Consider the following 15,514-nt stretch of genomic DNA (forward strand, 5'->3'; position numbering starts at 1 on the left):
CGGGAGACGAAGATGTCCGCTCCAAGCCTGGGCTCCAGCTCCGGCATCTTCCGGCGCAAGCCGATCGACCAGATCCAGGATGCCGGCGAAAGCGGCGGCCTCAACCGCACCCTGGGGTTGTGGCAGCTGACCGCCATCGGCATCGGCGGCATCATCGGCGCGGGGATCTTCGCCCTCGCCGGCAGTGTCGCGCACGGCGACGACTCGGCGGGCATCCCCGGTGTCGGCCCGGCCGTGCTGATCTCGTTCCTCATCGCCGGCGTCGCGAGCGCCGCCGCGGCGTTCTCCTACGCCGAGTTCGCCGGCCTGATCCCCAAGGCCGGTTCGGCCTACACCTACGGCTACGCGGTGCTCGGCGAGGTCGTCGGCTGGTTCATCGGCTGGGACCTGCTGCTGGAGTACACCGCGATCGTGTCGGTCGTCGCGATCGGCATCTCCGGCTACTTCAGCTTCCTGCTCGGCCAGCTCGGCCTCGACCTGCCCGCGTGGATGCTCGGCGCGCCCGGCACCGGCCCGGGCCACAAGGTCGACCTCTTCGCCGCGCTGCTGTGCCTGCTGATCGCGTACCTGCTCAACCGCGGCATCCGCAGCGCCGCCCGGTTCGAGACGGCGATGGTCGGGATCAAGGTCCTCATCGTGCTGGTGGTCATCCTGGTCGGCTTCTTCTACGTCAAGACCGGCAACTACACGCCGTTCGCCCCGGCCGGCTTCGGCGGCGCGGTGACCGGCGCCGCGACGGTGTTCTTCGCCGTCTTCGGATATGACGCCATGAGCACCGCCGCGGAGGAGTCCAAGGACGCGCAGCGGCACATGCCGAAGGCGATCATCTACTCGCTGGCCATCTCGATGGTGCTCTACGTGCTGGCCTGCCTGGTGCTGACCGGCATGCAGAAGTACACCGAGATCGACCCGAAGAGCGGCTTCTCGACGGCGTTCAAGTCGGTCGGGCTGTCCGGGCTGGCCACGGTGATCGCGATCGGCGCGATCATCGGCATCCTCACCGTGCTGTTCACGTTCATGATGGGCGCCACCCGCGTCGGCTACTCGATGAGCCGCGACGGCCTGCTGCCGCCGTGGCTGGGCAAGACCAACGCCAAGCGCCAGGTGCCGAGCCGGATGACCTGGATCCTCGGCGGCGCGTCCGCGGTCATCGCCGGCGTGCTGCCGATCGGCGAGGCCGCGGAGCTGACGAACATCGGCATCCTGCTCGCGTTCGTCGTGGTCTGCGTCGCGGTGATCGTGCTGCGCTACAAGCAGCCCGACCTGCCGCGGACGTTCAAGACGCCGGGTATGCCGGTGGTCCCCGCGATCGGGATCGTGTTCTCGATCTGGCTGATCACGTTCCTGCAGCCGGCGACCTGGCTGCGGTTCGCCGTCTGGTTCGTCATCGGCCTGGTGATCTACTTCGCCTACAGCAAGCGGCACTCGCTGCTGAACCGCAAGGGCTAACGGATCCGGTCGAGGCGCGCGGCGGCGTCGCGTGCCTCGACCTTCAGCCGCTCGAGGATCACCGCCGCCGACGCGTCGTAGGCGAGCGGGTAGGTCTGGCCCGCCCAGAGGGAGATCGCTTCGGGGTCACCGGCCTTCGCGGCGGCCTTGCGCACCGGCCCGGCGAGGCTGTTCAGCTGCGGGTAGGCCGCGGGCGCGCCTTCGGACAGCGCGTCCATGAACTTGTTGACCAGCCCGCGTGCCGGACGTCCGCTGAAGGCGCGGGTGAACGCCGTCTCGCGTTCGGCCAGCGCCAGCGCCTTGCGGTGCGCCTCCGACGTCCCGGCCTCGTCGGCCCGCAGGAAGACGGTGCCCAGCTGAGCGGCGACGGCTCCGGCGGCGAGCACGGCCGCGACGTCCGCGCCGTGGACCAGACCGCCGGCGGCGACCAGCGGGAGGTCGACGCGCGCGGCGACGAGCCGCAGCAGCGCGAGCACGCCGTACTCCGCGCCACCGCCGGGCCGGGTCGCGTCGTCGGTGAACAGGCTGCGGTGCCCGCCGGCCTCGAAGCCCTGCAGGACGAGCGCGTCGGCGCCGAGGTCCGCGGCGCGGTGGGCGGCCTCCGGCGTGGTCACGGTGACGACGACCTCGCTGCCGGCCTCGTGGAGCCGCGTGACCTCCGACGGCGACGGCGGCCCGAAGGTGAACGACACGACGGGAACGCGCTTCTCGAGCACGACGTCCAGCTTCGCCGGGTACGCGTCGTCGTCCCACTTCGGCTCGCCGAGTTCGACGTCGTACTCGCGCGCGAAGGCCTCGAGCCGCTCACGGTGCCCGGAGACGTCGGCGCCGGTGTCCGGCTGCGGGACGAAGAGGTTGACGCCGAACCCGTGGCCGGTCAGCTCGCGGGTGCGGTCGATCTGCGCCGCCAGCGCCGCGGGGGTGAGCATGCCGGCGGACAGGAAGCCGAAGCCACCGGCCTCGGAGACCGCGGCGACCAGCTCGGGCGTGGTCGGACCGCCCGCCATCGGGGCGGCGACGACCGGGAACGTCAGCTCTTCGAACATGCCACCGAGCGTAGGTCCTCAGTCGGGCAGCAGCATCGTGTAAAGCTTCACGATGACGCCGTCCTCGACGAGCGCGACGTCGATCCCCCGGACGACCGGCGGCGCCCCCTCCGGGCCCAGCTCCCACGCGAGGTGGCCCAGGTCGTGGTTGACGAGCACCGGGCCGGCGGGCGCGAACACGAAGCCCGGCGACTGCGCCAGCAGTCCCTTCGCCTTGGCGTTCAGGGCGTCGCGGCCGGTCGCGACGCCTTCGGGGTCGGCGAACACCACGTCGGCGGCGTAGGTCACCGCGATCGCCTTCGCGCGCCGCTCGTCGTCGCGCTCGTTGAAGACCCGCAGGAGGTTGGCCTCCATCAGCTCGGCCACCGTCGCCATCGCACTCTCCTCGTTCCGGGGACGGCCGCCATATTACGTGACATGTCACGTAATTGTCAGGGGTGGTCGTCCGGCCGCGGCAGGGTGCCGTGCTCGACCAGCGTGTCGTAGACCCGTTCGAGCGACGTCGTCAGCTGGGCCAGCTCGCCGGGTTCGAGGGCGTCGAGGAAGGCCCGGCGCACGAACCCGACGTGGTCCGGCGCGGCCTCGCGCAGCACCCGCCAACCGGCCTCGGACAACACCACCCCGGTGGCGCGGCGATCGTCGGGATCGGGCCCGGTCTCGACCAGCCCGCGCTCGCGCATCCGTTTCAGGTGGTGCGACAGCCTGCTGCGTTCCCAGCCGATGCGGATCGCCAGGTCGGTGACCCGCATCCGGCCGCCGGCCGCGCTCGTCAGGGCGACCAGCACGTGGTAGTCGGCGAGCGAGATGCCGCTGTCGGCACGCAGCTGCCGGTTCAGCTCGTACTCCAGCCTCAGGTGCACCTTCATGTAGGCGTACCAAGCGGCCGTCTCGGCGCCCGTAAGCAGCGCGAACGGCGAGCCCGGCGCGAACTCCTGCGGCATCGCGCGAGCTTAACCACCCGGTTTGGTCTAGACCACAACCGGCGAAAATGCGACGATCCGGGCAGGTGCGACGGCGATGTCGCGCCCTTCCCGCCAGGAGGTCCCCGGTGAAGACCCCTCTAGCGCGGCGCGCCGGCCGCGCTCTCGCGGTGCTGGCCCTGGTCGGCGCCAGCGCGACAGCCACCCAGCTCATCCCGGCCGCGGCGGCCACCCCGGCGTTGCAGTCGATCGTCCCGGTCCCGGTGTCGGTGACCCCGGCGGCCGGGGTCTCGTTCCCGCTGGTCTCGACGACGAAGATCGTCACCGAAGCCGGCTCGGCGCCGGCCAAGCAGGTCGGCGACTACCTGGCCGGGGTCCTGCGGCCCTCGACCGGGTACGCGCTGCCGGTGTCCGACGCGCCGGCGGCCGTGCCGGCCGACAGCATCGCGTTGCTGCTGAGCGGCGCGCCGGCCTCCGTGGGCGCGCAGGGCTACCAGCTGGTGTCGACGGCGTCTTCGGTCACGCTGCGGGCATCGACCACCGACGGGCTCTTCGCCGGCGTCCAGACACTGCGGCAAATGCTGCCCGGCAGCGTCGAGAGCCCTTCGGCGCAGCCGGGACCGTGGAGCGTCCCGGGCGCGACGATCGTCGACTACCCGCGGTTCGGTTACCGCGGCGCGATGCTCGACGTCGCGCGGCACTTCCACCCGGTGTCGACGGTGAAGCGGTACCTCGACCAGCTCGCCCAGTACAAGATCAACAACCTGCACCTGCACCTGGCGGACGACCAGGGCTGGCGCATCCAGATCGACAGCTGGCCCCGCTTGACGACGTACGGCGGCAGCACGCAGGTCGGCGGCGGCACGGGCGGCTACTACACGAAGGCGCAGTACACGGAGATCGTGAACTACGCGGCGTCGCGGCACATCACGATCATCCCGGAGATTGACATGCCGGGACACGTGAACGCGGCGCTGGCGTCGTACGCCGAGCTGAACTGCAACGGCGTCGCACCGGCCCTGCGCACGGACACGGCGGTCGGCTACAGCTCGCTGTGCATCTCGAAGGACATCACCTACACGTTCGTGGCGGACGTCCTGCGCGAGCTGGCGGCCCTGACCCCGGGCCAGTACATCCACATCGGCGGCGACGAAGCATCCTCGACGTCGGCGGCGGACTACCTGACGTTCGTGAACAAGGTCCTCCCCCTGGTGGCGGCGACGGGCAAGTCGGTGGTGGGCTGGCACGACATCGCGAAGGCGACGTTGCCGGCTTCGGCGTCCCCGCAGTTCTGGGGGACGACGACGTCGGACGCCGGGGTGTCGGCGGCGGTTTCCCGTGGCAGCAAGGTGATCCTGTCGCCGGCGAACAAGGCGTACCTGGACATGAAGTACAACAGCTCGACCCCGATCGGCCTGTCGTGGGCGGGCTACATCGAGGTCCAGGACGCCTACGGCTGGAACCCGGGGGCGTACCTGTCGGGCGTCGGCGAGTCCGCGGTCCGCGGCGTGGAGTCCCCGCTGTGGGCGGAGACGGTGGTGACCCCGTCGGACATCGACTACCTGGCGTTCCCCAGGCTGGCGGCCCACGCGGAGCTGGGCTGGTCCCCGTGGTCGACCCACGACTGGACGGCGTTCCGCACCCGGCTGGGAGCGCAGGCGCCGCGCTGGGTGGCACAGTCGATCAACTTCTACCGGTCGTCGCAGGTCGCGTGGGACACGGGCGGGACGACCCAGCCGGGGACGTGCGCGGACCCGGCGTGGAGCGCGTCGCAGGTGTACACGGGCGGGAACGTGGTGTCCCACAACGGCCACAAGTGGACGGCGAAGTGGTGGACCCAGGGCGAGGAGCCGGGGACGACGGGCCAGTGGGGAGTGTGGACGGACAACGGGGCTTGCTGAGGTGACGGCCGGGCCCGCGCTCGCGGGCCCGGCCGTGCCAGCTCAGGTGAGTCCGCCGGTTCCCGTGGCCCACACGGCACCCGAGGAACCGTAGACGACGCCGTTGCCGTCGCTCTGCAACGTGAACGCGAAGGTGCCGGCCCCGGTTCGGTTGGACGACCACAGCGCGCCCTGGCTGCCCGTGCCGTACAACACCAGGTTCGCGTCGGCCTGCATCAGCAACGAGTGCGCCGACCGGCCGGCCGTCCCGGAGGCCCACAGCACCCGGTAGCCCGGGGAGTAGAGCACGAGGTTCCCGTCGCTCTGCAGGGCGAGGCGGTAGCGACCGTCGGAGGAACGCAGGAACTGCCCCGGGTACAACCTCGCGTCGGCGGCGAGGCGATCGGTCTGCACGCCGGTCAACCCCGCCGCCCCACTCGCGGTCCCGGTGCTCCAGCCGGCACCACCACCCGCGTACAGCACGGTGTTCCCGTCGTCCTGGAGCCGCACCGTCGAACTGCCCCGGCCGGCGGTGTTGCTGGCCCACAACGCACCTTGACCACCCGTGCCGTACAGGACCAGGTTCCCGTCACCCTGCATCAGCAACGAGTGCACCGATCGGCCGCTGGTACCGGTGGACCAGAGTGCGTGGTAGCCGGGTCCGTACAACACGAGGTTGCCGTCGCCCTGCAGGATCAGGACGTGGCGGCCGTCGGTCGAGGTGAGGTACTGGTTGGGGTACAGGCGCTGGTCGGGCCCGAGGTAGTCGCGTCCCGAGTACTCGCTCGTCCCGACGCTCCCGCCACCCGGTGCAGCGGTGATGTCCTTCGCGTGGATGTAGTGGAAGGTCGAAGCCGCGACCGTCCGTTCGCCGTAGGCGCCCTGGAAGTTCTGGTTGTACTCCTCCACCGTGACGGTTCCGTCGCCGTTCACCGCTTCCACCCAGGCGACGTGGCCCGAGGATTCGGCGATCGCGCCGACCGCCGGAGAACTGTCCACCGCGTAGCCGCGTGGCGCGAACCACGCACCCCACGTTCCGGCGTTCCCGATCGCCCGCGGCATCTCGAAGCCGTTCCGCGCGTGGAGGCGCCAGGCGACGAAGCTCGCGCACTCGCGGTTGTAGTAGCCCCACGAATCCAAGAGCGCGTCCTGCCCGGCGCTGCGCCATTGAAGGGGGTAATCATCCGTTCCGGCTGGCTTTCCTGTCCCTCATCAGACTCCTTGCGGTCGATTCGACCGGGCCTGTATCGCCCTGGGCGGGGCGGAATGTGACAGCGCCCCGGGAAATCAGTCGTTCGGCGGAGCAGACCTGAGACGTGTGCCGGACGGTGATCGCCGGACTTCACCCGGTGAATCCGGAACACGTGATTCGTCCGGCGGGTTAGGTTGGGGCATGAGCGTTGATCTGGAGCAGGTTCGCACGCTGTCGCTGCAGGAGAACGGCCTGGCCACCGTGGCCACCACGCGGGGTGATGGCACCGTTCACTCCTCCGTCGTCAACGCCGGTGTCTTCGCCGATCCGGTGACCGGCGCCCCCGGTGTCGCGTACGTCGCTGTCGGGCGGGCGCACAAGCTTGCCCTGCTGCGGCGGGCCGGGCATGCCACCGTGACCTTCCGGCGCGGCTGGAACTGGGTCTCCGTCACCGGCGCCACCCACCTCGTCGGCCCCGACGACCCCGATCCCGCCTTCGACGCCGCCGGCCTGCCGAAGTTGCTGCGTGACGTCTTCATCGCCGCCACCGGCACCCACGACGACTGGGCCGAGTACGACCGCGTGATGGCCGAAGAGCGCCGGGTCGCGGTCTTCGTCACGGCCGACCGGATCATCGGCAACCCCTGACCCCCGCCCGGCCCCAGGAGTCGATCCGTTGTCCGAGTCCCCGCACCGCGTCACCGTGCCGGTCAAGATCCTGATCGGCGTGCTCCTCGTCGCCGACGCCGGCTTCGGCGCGGCCCTCGCCGCCGGCCTGGTGCGCAATCTCTCGCCATGGCTGGTCGGCGGCGCCTACGCGGCGACCGTGGTTCTCGCCGTCGTGGCCTTCCGCGTCTCTCGCGCCCGCACGCTCAAGCGCGGCTACGCGAGCCTGCAGGACCTCACCGTCGGCGACGAGGGTCTCCGCGTGCCCGCGGGCACCCTCAGCACGCGGGTGATCCCGTGGTCGCAGATCGCCGACATCTCCCCGCGGCGCTCGGCCCGCTTCGGCGACGGCTTCCTGCGTGACGCCCTCTGGGTCGACCTGGTCACCGGCGGTGGCCTCGAGACCTCGGTGCAGCGCTACGCGCCCCGCGGCCGGCTCGCGCCCGCGCCGCCCGGCCGCCGGCAGTTCGAGCAGACGGCGATCCTCGACCCCGCCCTGTTCGACGCCGTGCTCGACCGGCTCCGGAAGGAGCTGCGGCACCGGCAGCTGCAAGCCCAGCTCCGCGGCACACCCCGCATCCGCTGACGGCCCCGGTCAGCCGAGCCGGCCCAGCAGCTCCTTCGGCACGATCCGCACCGGGAACGGCCGCTCGGCCTCGCAGACTTCGTCACCCGCTGCTTTGGCCACCTGCTGATAGTGGCCGTCCTCGTCCAGCTCGAACACCGTGAGGGCGGGTTCCTCCGGGTCGATCACCCAGTAACTCCCGGTCCCGAGCCGCTCGTAGACCGCCTTCTTGAGGTTCAGGTCGTAGATCGCCGTACTGGGCGACAGCACTTCCACCGCCAGCACCGGGGGTGCCGGGAGGTCCTTCTCGGTGAAGTCTTCGTCCCGCCCGACCAGGACGTCGGGCTGGAGTTCGGTCTTGTCGCCGTGGTGCACCGAAAAGGGGGCTCCGAGAACGTCGAACTCAGGCGGACAAGCATCTTCCAGCACGCCATAGAGGCGGTAGACGATCTTCTGGTGCTTGAACCCGGGAGCCGGGGTCACGAGCAGCGCCCCGTCGATGAGTTCGTATCTTCGTCCGTCATCCGGCATCCCCTCGAGGTCGCGCACCGTCATGGGGCCCGACCCGGTCGGATACTGGAAGTCCGTCATGAGAGTCATGGTGCCCTCCTTTCGCTCTTCGCACCAGAGCGAACCAGAGAGCACCGACAGAAACCGCGTCGAACACGGGTTCGGCCCCCATATTCACGCGGAGGCGTGAATATGGGGGCCGGTGTCACATCAATGGAACAGCTACTTCTTGTTCTTCCCCGAGTCCTCAGTGGACAGTGCGGCGACGAAGGCCTCCTGCGGAACCTCGACCCGGCCGACGGTCTTCATCCGCTTCTTGCCTTCCTTCTGCTTCTCCAGCAGCTTCCGCTTCCGCGAGATGTCACCGCCGTAGCACTTGGCCAGGACGTCCTTGCGGATCGCGCGAATCGTTTCGCGGGCGATGATCCGCGACCCGACCGCCGCCTGGATCGGGACCTCGAACTGCTGGCGCGGGATCAGCTCGCGCAACCGCGTCGCCATCCGGTTGCCGTAGCCGTACGCCGCGTCCTTGTGCACGATCGCCGAAAACGCGTCGACGGTTTCACCCTGCAGCAGGATGTCCACCTTGACCAGATCGGCGACCTGCTCGCCGGCCTCTTCGTAGTCGAGGGACGCGTAGCCGCGCGTGCGCGACTTCAGCGTGTCGAAGAAGTCGAAGATGATCTCCGCCAGCGGGATGTTGTAGCGCAGTTCGACGCGGTCCTCGGACAGGTAGTCCATGCCAAGCAGGGTGCCGCGCTTGGTCTGGCACAGCTCCATGATCGTGCCGACGAACTCCGACGGCGCCAGGATGCTCACCTTCGACACCGGCTCGTGCACTTCGGCGATCTTCAGCCCGGTCGGCCAGTCGGACGGGTTCGTCACGACCACCTCGCTGCGGTCTTCGAGCACCACGCGGTAGATGACGTTCGGCGCCGTCGAAATCAGGTCGAGGCCGAACTCGCGCTCGAGCCGGTCGCGCGTGATCTCCAGGTGCAGCAGGCCGAGGAAGCCGCAGCGGAAGCCGAAGCCCAGCGCCACCGACGTCTCCGGCTCGTAGTCGAGCGCCGCGTCGTTCAGCTGGAGCTTGTCCAGCGCCTCGCGCAGCTCGGGGTAGTCGGAGCCGTCCACCGGATACAGCCCGGAGTAGACCATCGGCTTCGGCTCGCGGTAGCCGGCCAGCGCCTCCTTGGCGCCGTGGCGCTCGGAGGTCACGGTGTCGCCGACCTTCGACTGGCGGACGTCCTTCACGCCGGTGATCAGGTAGCCGACCTCGCCGACCCCGAGCCCCTTGCTGGGCTTCGGCTCCGGCGAGATGATGCCGACCTCCAGCAGCTCGTGCGTGGCGCCGGTGGACATCATCTTGATCTTCTCGCGCGGCGTGATCTTGCCGTCGACGACCCGGATGTAGGTGACGACGCCGCGGTAGGTGTCGTACACCGAGTCGAAGATCATCGCGCGGGCCGGCGCGTCGGCGTCGCCCTGCGGGGCCGGGACCTGCTTGACGACCTCGTCCAGCAGCTCGCCGACACCCATGCCGGTCTTGGCCGAGACCCGCAGGACGTCGTCGGGCTCGCAGCCGATGATGTGGGCCAGCTCACCCGCGTACTTGTCGGGGTCGGCCGAGGGCAGGTCGATCTTGTTCAGGACCGGGATGATCTGGAGGTTGTTCTCCAGGGCCAGGTAGAGGTTGGCCAGCGTCTGGGCCTCGATCCCCTGCGCGGCGTCGACCAGCAGGACCGCGCCTTCGCACGCCTCCAGCGCCCGGGAGACCTCGTAGGTGAAGTCCACGTGGCCGGGGGTGTCGATCATGTGCAGGACGTGGTCCTGCCCGTCGACCCGCCAGGGCAGCCGGACGTTCTGCGCCTTGATCGTGATGCCACGCTCGCGCTCGATGTCCATCCGGTCGAGGTACTGAGCGCGCATGGCCCGCGCTTCCACGACGCCGGTGAGCTGCAGCATGCGGTCGGCCAGGGTGGACTTGCCGTGGTCGATGTGCGCGATGATGCAGAAGTTCCGGATGAGCTCCGGAGGCGTGAAGGTGGTGTCGGCGAACTTGTTGAGCGCTGTCACTCGAATGAGTCCTCGGAAAGTCGGGGATGGCCACCTCTATGTTCCCATGGCCCTCCGGGTGCGGGTGGGGGTCATCCCCGATGCGGGTTTCGATGATCCGTGGTGCCCTCGAAGTATGAGCACTTCGCACCAGCCGGCACCCCCTCCCCAGCCGGAGACCAGCGGCTTCGCCCGCGTTCTCGACCGTGCGTTCGGTCACCCCTCCGGACCGCTCGGCCGCCTCGGCGGCCGGCTGATGGCCCGGGGCAACGCCGCCACCGAACACCGGATCGTCGACCTGGCCAAGATCGAACCGGACGAGACCGTCCTCGTCGTCGGTCCCGGGCCCGGTGTCGGCCTGGCCGCCGCCGCCCGGCTGGCCGGGCGCGCGATCGGCGTCGACCCCTCCCCCGAGATGCTCGCGCTGTGCCACGAGCGCTGCGGCGACGCGGTGGAGCTGCGCGAGGGGTCGGCCGCGCACACCGGCGAGCCCGGCGAGTCCGTCGACGTCGTGCTGACGGTGAACAACGTCATGCTCTGGGACGACCGCGCGGCCGGGTTCGCCGAGCTGTGCCGGGTGCTGCGGCCCGGCGGGCGGCTGCTGCTGTCCGCGCACGAGAAGTGGCTGCCCGTGAGCAGGCACGTCCTGGCCGACGAGGCCGCCGCGGCGGGCTTCGCCGACCTGCAGACCTGGACGTGGGAGCCGCCCGGCTTCACCGCGCTCGCGGCGCAGCTGCGCGCCGTCAGGCCCGCCTAGCGGGTGTCGGTGCGGATCGGGTGGCCCTCGGGCACCTCGACCAGCACGATCCGCGTGCCGTCCGGGTCGGCGATCCAGGCCTCGTCGAGGCCCCAGGGCTCGCGCTGGGCGTCCCGCACCGGCTCGAGCCCTTTCGCCTTCAACTCGGCCAAGGTGCCGGCCAGGTCCCTGACCTGCAGCCAGAGCACCAGATCGGGCGACGAGCCCGCCTCGCCCCGGCCGGAGACCTCCAGGGCGCCGTGGCCGAGGAAGAACACGGTGCCGCCGGGGAACTCGCGCTCCACCGCCAGGCCCAGGGTGTCGCGGTAGAACGCCGTCGTCGCGACGGCGTCACGCGGGCGGACGATCAGCCTGCTCTTCAGGACTTCCATCCGACCATCCCTACCGGACGCGCTCAGGCGGCCGCAATCGCGGCGATGCCGGCCAGCACGACCACCGACCCGGCCAGCCGCCGCATCGCGTTGCTCTCGCCCAGCACCAGCCAGGCGGCCAGGCCGCCGAGCACGATGCTCAGCTCGCGGGCGGGGGCGACCAGGCTGACCGGCGCCATGGTGAGGGCGTAGAGCACGAGGATGTAGGCGATCGGCGAGAGCACGGCGACCAGCAGCACCTCGCGGCGGTGTTCCCGCCAGACCCGGGCCACCTCGGCGCGCCCGGCCAGCGCGCCGGGTCCGAGCATGACGCTCTGCAGCACCGAGCCGAGGCCGAAGTAGACCAGCGGCGGCACGCCGAGCCCGGTCACCGAGTGCGCGTCCCAGAGCGTGTAGCCGGCGATGGTGGCGCCGGTCAGCAGGCCGTAGCCGATGCCGGCCTTCACCTTCGCCGGGTCGCCGCCCTGGCGGCCGGTGCTGATCACCAGCACGCCGGCGACCACGAGGAACGCGCCGAGCAGGCCGAGCCACCCTGGCCGTTCGCCGAGCAGCAGGACGGCCGCCAGCACCGACAGCAACGGCCCGGTGCCCCGCGCGACGGGGTAGACGACGGACAGGTCGCCGACGCGGTACCCGTGCTGCAGCACGATGCCGTAGGCGATGTGCAGGATCGCGGTGACGACCGCGGCGAGCAGCCAGCTCCACTGTGGACGGTCGGTCTCGACGACCAGCAGCACGACCGTGACCGGCAGCAGCACGACCGCGGAAACCGTGTAGTAGAGCCAGACGAACTGGGTGCCCCCGGAGGAGATCCGCTTGGCGGCGAGGTTCCACGCGGCGTGCACGACCGCGGCGACGAGGACGAAGGACAGTGCGGTGGTGTTCACGGGACCCCTTCGGGTTTTCGCGCGCGCGAAAACCGGGTCCTCCAGGCTTTTGCCCCGTCAGATGAACGACGTGCCGTCCGGGCCCGCCGATGGTGCCGCTCGGACCAGACCCGCCGATCCTGGTTGTCGTGTACGAGCTGCGCGGACCGGCGACGGAACCCTAGGCACTGACCTGCCTCCACCGTACTCCTGGTGATCAGGTCCCGCCGGAAGCGGCCGCGAGCTGGGCTGTTAAAGTGGACGCTCGTTGTCGTGCGGCGTTCCGTCATGGAGGAAACCCGCGCATCGCGGGGCCACATCAGCGCGGCGGCGAATCTCACCGAGTGAAGCAGGAGTTGCCCTATGGCCAACATCAAGTCGCAGATCAAGCGCATCACCACGAACGAGAAGGCGCGTCAGCGCAACCAGGCGATCCGGTCCTCGGTGAAGACCGCGATCCGCAAGGTCCGCGAAGCCGCCGAGGCCGGCGAGAAGGCCAAGGCCGTCGAGCTGCAGCGCGACGCCGCCCAGAAGCTGGACAAGGCCGTCGCGAAGGGCGTCATCCACGCCAACCAGGCCGCCAACAAGAAGTCGGCGCTCGCCAAGCGCGTCAACGCGCTCTGAGCTGGTTGATTTCTGGGAGAGCCCCGGCTTCGGCCGGGGCTTTCTTCATGCCCGGACCTCAGCGGTCGCCCTTGGCGGCCGCCACCTCGAGGACCGCGCGCTCCAGGGCATAGCCCGGATCGGCCGCCACGCCCTTGACCTCGGCGTTCAGCCGCGCCACCACCCGCATGGCCGCGGCCAGGCCGTCCTGGTTCCAGCCCCGCACCTGGCCCTGCGCCTTGCGGATCTTCCACGGCGGCATGCCCAGCTCGCCGGCCAGCTGGTTCGGGTTGCCGCGCCCCGCACCGGAAACCCGCGCGATCGTGCGGACCGCGTCGGCCAGCGCGTCGGCCACCAGGACGTGCGGGACGCCCAGCTGCATCGCCCAGCGAAGTGACTCCAGGGCCGCCGACCGGTCGCCGCTGACCGCCTTCTCGGCGACGGCGAAGCCCGTCACGTCGGCGCGGCCGCGGTGGTAGCGGCGGACGGCGTCGGCGTCGACCGTCCCGCCCGTGTCGGCCACCAGCTGGCTCGCCGCCGAAGAGAGTTCACGCAGGTCGGAGCCGACGGCGTCGATCAGCGCGGCCACGCCGCCCGGGTCGATCTTGCCGCCGGCCCGCCGCACCTCGTGCCGGACGAACTGCTCCCGCTCGGCCAGCTTGGTCAGCTTCGGGCACTCGGTGATCTCGGCGCCCGCCTTCTTCAGCGCGGCCGGCAGCGACTTGCCCGCCTTGCTGCGGCCGCCGCCGGTGTGCACGACGACCAGCACGACGCCGTCCGCCGGGTCCTTCAGGTACGCCGCCACGGCGTCGGCCAGCTCCTGCGAGATGTCCTGCGCCGACTCGAGGACGATCACCCGGCCCTCGCTGAACAGCGACGGGCTGACGAGTTCGGCCAGCTCGGGCGCTGTGAGATCGGACACCCGGACCCGGGTGAGCTCGGCCGTGGCGTCGAGCGCGCGGGCCGCGGCGAGCGTCTCGCGGACGGCCCGTTCGATCAGCAGTTCTTCCTCCCCGAGCACCAGGAGCAGCGGGGCCGGGGCGGTGGCTTGCGCGGTCACGCGACGATCCTCTCACTTCTTCCGGCGTGCGCCCTCTCCGGTGACGTCGGGCGGCCGGCATGGCACGGCGTGAGCACCATGTCGTACGGTGTCATCGAGGCAGCGCGCCTTCGCCGCGCGCACCGACAATCGAATACCGCTCATCCAGAGGGGCAGAGGGAACGGCCCGACGAAGCCCCGGCAACCGGCGTACAGCCTGTCATCCCGCGATCGCGGGGTAGCTGACGACCACGGTGCCAATTCCGGCCCGCTTCGGCGGGGCAGATGAGGAAAGGAACCTCGCGATGACCGCAACCCTCGGCACGACCTCCACCACCAAGACCCCGGACCTCGGTCCCGCCGTCGAGCTGGTGTCGAAGGAAGAGGGCCACCGGCAGCCGCTCGCTCCCGAGTTCGTCTCCGCCGAAGACTTTTCGCCGCTCGAGGTCGCCTACGACTTCGGGCGTGTGCGCCGCGAGGACATCGAGGCGGGCCCCAAGAACATCTGGCGCTACAAGAAGCTCCTCCCGGTTCCGTCGAACATCGAAGAGATCCCGAACACCGAGCCGGGTGCGACCCGGTTGATCCGCGCCGACCGGCTGGCCAAGGAGCTCGGCCTCAAGAGCGTCTGGATCAAGGACGACACCGGCAACCCGACGCACTCGTTCAAGGACCGCGTCGTCGCCGTCGCGCTGGCCGCGGCCCGCGAGTTCGGGTTCGAGGTGCTCGCGTGTCCGTCGACCGGCAACCTGGCCAACGCGACGGCCGCCGCCGCGGCCCGCGCGGGCTGGCGGTCGGTCGTGCTGATCCCGAAGACCCTCGAACGCGCCAAGATCCTCACGACGGCGGTGTACGACGGCGACCTGATCGCCGTGGACGGCAACTACGACGACGTCAACCGCCTCGCCACCGAGCTGGCCGGCGAGCACCCGAAGTGGGCGTTCGTGAACGTGAACGTCCGGCCGTACTACTCGGAGGGTTCGAAGACGCTGGCCTTCGAGGTCGCCGAGCAGCTCGGCTGGCGCATCCCGCCGCAGATCGTGGTGCCGATCGCCTCCGGTTCCCAGTTGACGAAGGTGGACAAGGGTTTCCGCGAGCTGGGCCAGCTCGGCCTGGTGGAAGCCAGCCCGTACAAGGTGTTCGGCGCGCAGGCGACGGGCTGCTCCCCGGTGTCGGCGGCGTTCCGCGCGGGCCAGGACGTGGTCCAGCCGGTGAAGCCGGACACGATCGCCCGCTCCCTGGCGATCGGCAACCCGGCCGACGGCCCGTACGTGCTCGACATCGTCAACCGCACGGGCGGCGCGATCGAGGACGTGACGGACGAAGAGGTCGTCGAAGGCATCCGCCTGCTGGCCCGCACCGAAGGCGTCTTCACCGAGACAGCGGGCGGGGTCACCGTGGCAACGGCGAAGAAGCTGGTGGAGACGGGCAAGCTGGACCCGGACGCGGAGACGGTCCTCCTGATCACGGGCGACGGCCTCAAGACCCTGGACGCGGTGGAGAACCACGTGGGCCCCAAGGCGATCGTGCCGCCGTCGGCTGCCGCGGTGAACGAGGCGCTCGGCTACTGAGGTTCGCCGGCCCCGGGGCGGGCGACG

At 70.5% G+C, this 15,514-nt stretch carries 16 protein-coding genes and 1 riboswitch; of the genes, 7 read left to right on the plus strand and 9 right to left on the minus strand.

Translation table 11 applies throughout. The features are described 5' to 3' along the window. Positions 1-12 precede the first annotated feature (12 nt). Complete coding sequence (locus M8542_RS10820) at positions 13-1,449, plus strand: amino acid permease (protein WP_257919933.1); 1,437 nt, start codon at positions 13-15, stop codon at positions 1,447-1,449. Here the strand turns inward: M8542_RS10820 and M8542_RS10825 are convergent. From M8542_RS10825 to M8542_RS10835, 3 genes are read right to left on the minus strand one after another with little or no spacing between them, the layout of a single operon-like run. Further along, on the minus strand, positions 1,446-2,495 hold the full coding sequence (locus tag M8542_RS10825) for an NAD(P)H-dependent flavin oxidoreductase (protein ID WP_257919934.1): 1,050 nt from the start codon (positions 2,493-2,495) through the stop codon (positions 1,446-1,448). The two genes, M8542_RS10820 and M8542_RS10825, sit on opposite strands and share 4 nt — an antisense overlap. An 18-nt stretch (positions 2,496-2,513) precedes the next feature. Next, positions 2,514-2,870, minus strand: coding sequence for a nuclear transport factor 2 family protein (locus M8542_RS10830; RefSeq protein ID WP_257919935.1), 357 nt, complete (start codon positions 2,868-2,870; stop codon positions 2,514-2,516). 56 nt (positions 2,871-2,926) lie between these two features. Further along, positions 2,927-3,436 carry a MarR family winged helix-turn-helix transcriptional regulator gene (locus M8542_RS10835; RefSeq protein WP_257919936.1) on the minus strand — a complete coding sequence of 170 codons (510 nt, stop codon included), beginning with the start codon at positions 3,434-3,436 and terminating at the stop codon, positions 2,927-2,929. 107 nt (positions 3,437-3,543) lie between these two features. Here M8542_RS10835 and M8542_RS10840 point away from each other — a divergent pair, with 107 nt between their 5' ends. Further along, entirely contained in the window at positions 3,544-5,316 is a 1,773-nt protein-coding gene (locus tag M8542_RS10840; RefSeq protein WP_257919937.1) for a beta-N-acetylhexosaminidase, read from the plus strand. 42 nt (positions 5,317-5,358) lie between these two features. On the opposite strand, the gene M8542_RS10845 is transcribed toward M8542_RS10840, so the two are convergent. After that, entirely contained in the window at positions 5,359-6,435 is a 1,077-nt protein-coding gene (locus M8542_RS10845) for a CHAP domain-containing protein (protein ID WP_257919938.1), read from the minus strand. 253 nt (positions 6,436-6,688) lie between these two features. On the opposite strand from M8542_RS10845, the gene M8542_RS10850 reads away from it, so the two are divergent. Both M8542_RS10850 and M8542_RS10855 read left to right on the plus strand, forming a co-directional pair. Beyond that, a complete protein-coding gene (locus tag M8542_RS10850) occupies positions 6,689-7,135 on the plus strand; it encodes a pyridoxamine 5'-phosphate oxidase family protein (RefSeq protein ID WP_257919939.1) in 447 nt (148 codons plus the stop codon). Between the two features lie 28 nt (positions 7,136-7,163). Further along, positions 7,164-7,739, plus strand: a complete 576-nt coding sequence (locus M8542_RS10855; protein ID WP_257919940.1) for a PH domain-containing protein — start codon at positions 7,164-7,166, stop codon at positions 7,737-7,739. 9 nt (positions 7,740-7,748) lie between these two features. Here the strand turns inward: M8542_RS10855 and M8542_RS10860 are convergent, their stop codons facing one another. Continuing rightward, entirely contained in the window at positions 7,749-8,318 is a 570-nt protein-coding gene (locus M8542_RS10860; protein WP_257919941.1) for a Uma2 family endonuclease, read from the minus strand. A gap of 132 nt (positions 8,319-8,450) precedes the next feature. Beyond that, positions 8,451-10,301 carry a translation elongation factor 4 gene (gene lepA / locus M8542_RS10865; RefSeq protein ID WP_257919942.1) on the minus strand — a complete coding sequence of 617 codons (1,851 nt, stop codon included), beginning with the start codon at positions 10,299-10,301 and terminating at the stop codon, positions 8,451-8,453. Between the two features lie 115 nt (positions 10,302-10,416). On the opposite strand from lepA, the gene M8542_RS10870 reads away from it, so the two are divergent. Beyond that, positions 10,417-11,037 carry a class I SAM-dependent methyltransferase gene (locus M8542_RS10870; protein ID WP_257919943.1) on the plus strand — a complete coding sequence of 207 codons (621 nt, stop codon included), beginning with the start codon at positions 10,417-10,419 and terminating at the stop codon, positions 11,035-11,037. Here M8542_RS10870 and M8542_RS10875 read toward each other — a convergent pair. After that, positions 11,034-11,408 carry a VOC family protein gene (locus tag M8542_RS10875; RefSeq protein ID WP_257919944.1) on the minus strand — a complete coding sequence of 125 codons (375 nt, stop codon included), beginning with the start codon at positions 11,406-11,408 and terminating at the stop codon, positions 11,034-11,036. The genes M8542_RS10870 and M8542_RS10875 overlap by 4 nt on opposite strands. A gap of 23 nt (positions 11,409-11,431) precedes the next feature. Next, complete coding sequence (locus M8542_RS10880; RefSeq protein WP_257919945.1) at positions 11,432-12,295, minus strand: EamA family transporter; 864 nt, start codon at positions 12,293-12,295, stop codon at positions 11,432-11,434. Between the two features lie 342 nt (positions 12,296-12,637). On the opposite strand from M8542_RS10880, the gene rpsT reads away from it, so the two are divergent. Then, the gene (gene rpsT, locus M8542_RS10885; RefSeq protein WP_257919946.1) at positions 12,638-12,898 is read left to right on the plus strand and encodes a 30S ribosomal protein S20; all 261 of its coding nucleotides are present in this window, start codon (positions 12,638-12,640) and stop codon (positions 12,896-12,898) included. Positions 12,899-12,956: 58 nt separating this feature from the next. Here the strand turns inward: rpsT and holA are convergent, their stop codons facing one another. Further along, positions 12,957-13,937, minus strand: coding sequence for a DNA polymerase III subunit delta (gene holA, locus M8542_RS10890; protein WP_257919947.1), 981 nt, complete (start codon positions 13,935-13,937; stop codon positions 12,957-12,959). Between the two features lie 137 nt (positions 13,938-14,074). Next, positions 14,075-14,208: riboswitch (SAM riboswitch) on the plus strand. Positions 14,209-14,221: 13 nt separating this feature from the next. On the opposite strand from holA, the gene thrC reads away from it, so the two are divergent. Further along, positions 14,222-15,487 carry a threonine synthase gene (gene thrC, locus M8542_RS10895; RefSeq protein WP_257919948.1) on the plus strand — a complete coding sequence of 422 codons (1,266 nt, stop codon included), beginning with the start codon at positions 14,222-14,224 and terminating at the stop codon, positions 15,485-15,487. Positions 15,488-15,514: the final 27 nt, after the last annotated feature.

Origin of the sequence: Amycolatopsis iheyensis (assembly GCF_024703995.1) — a bacterium.
Classification (GTDB): domain Bacteria; phylum Actinomycetota; class Actinomycetes; order Mycobacteriales; family Pseudonocardiaceae; genus Amycolatopsis; species Amycolatopsis iheyensis.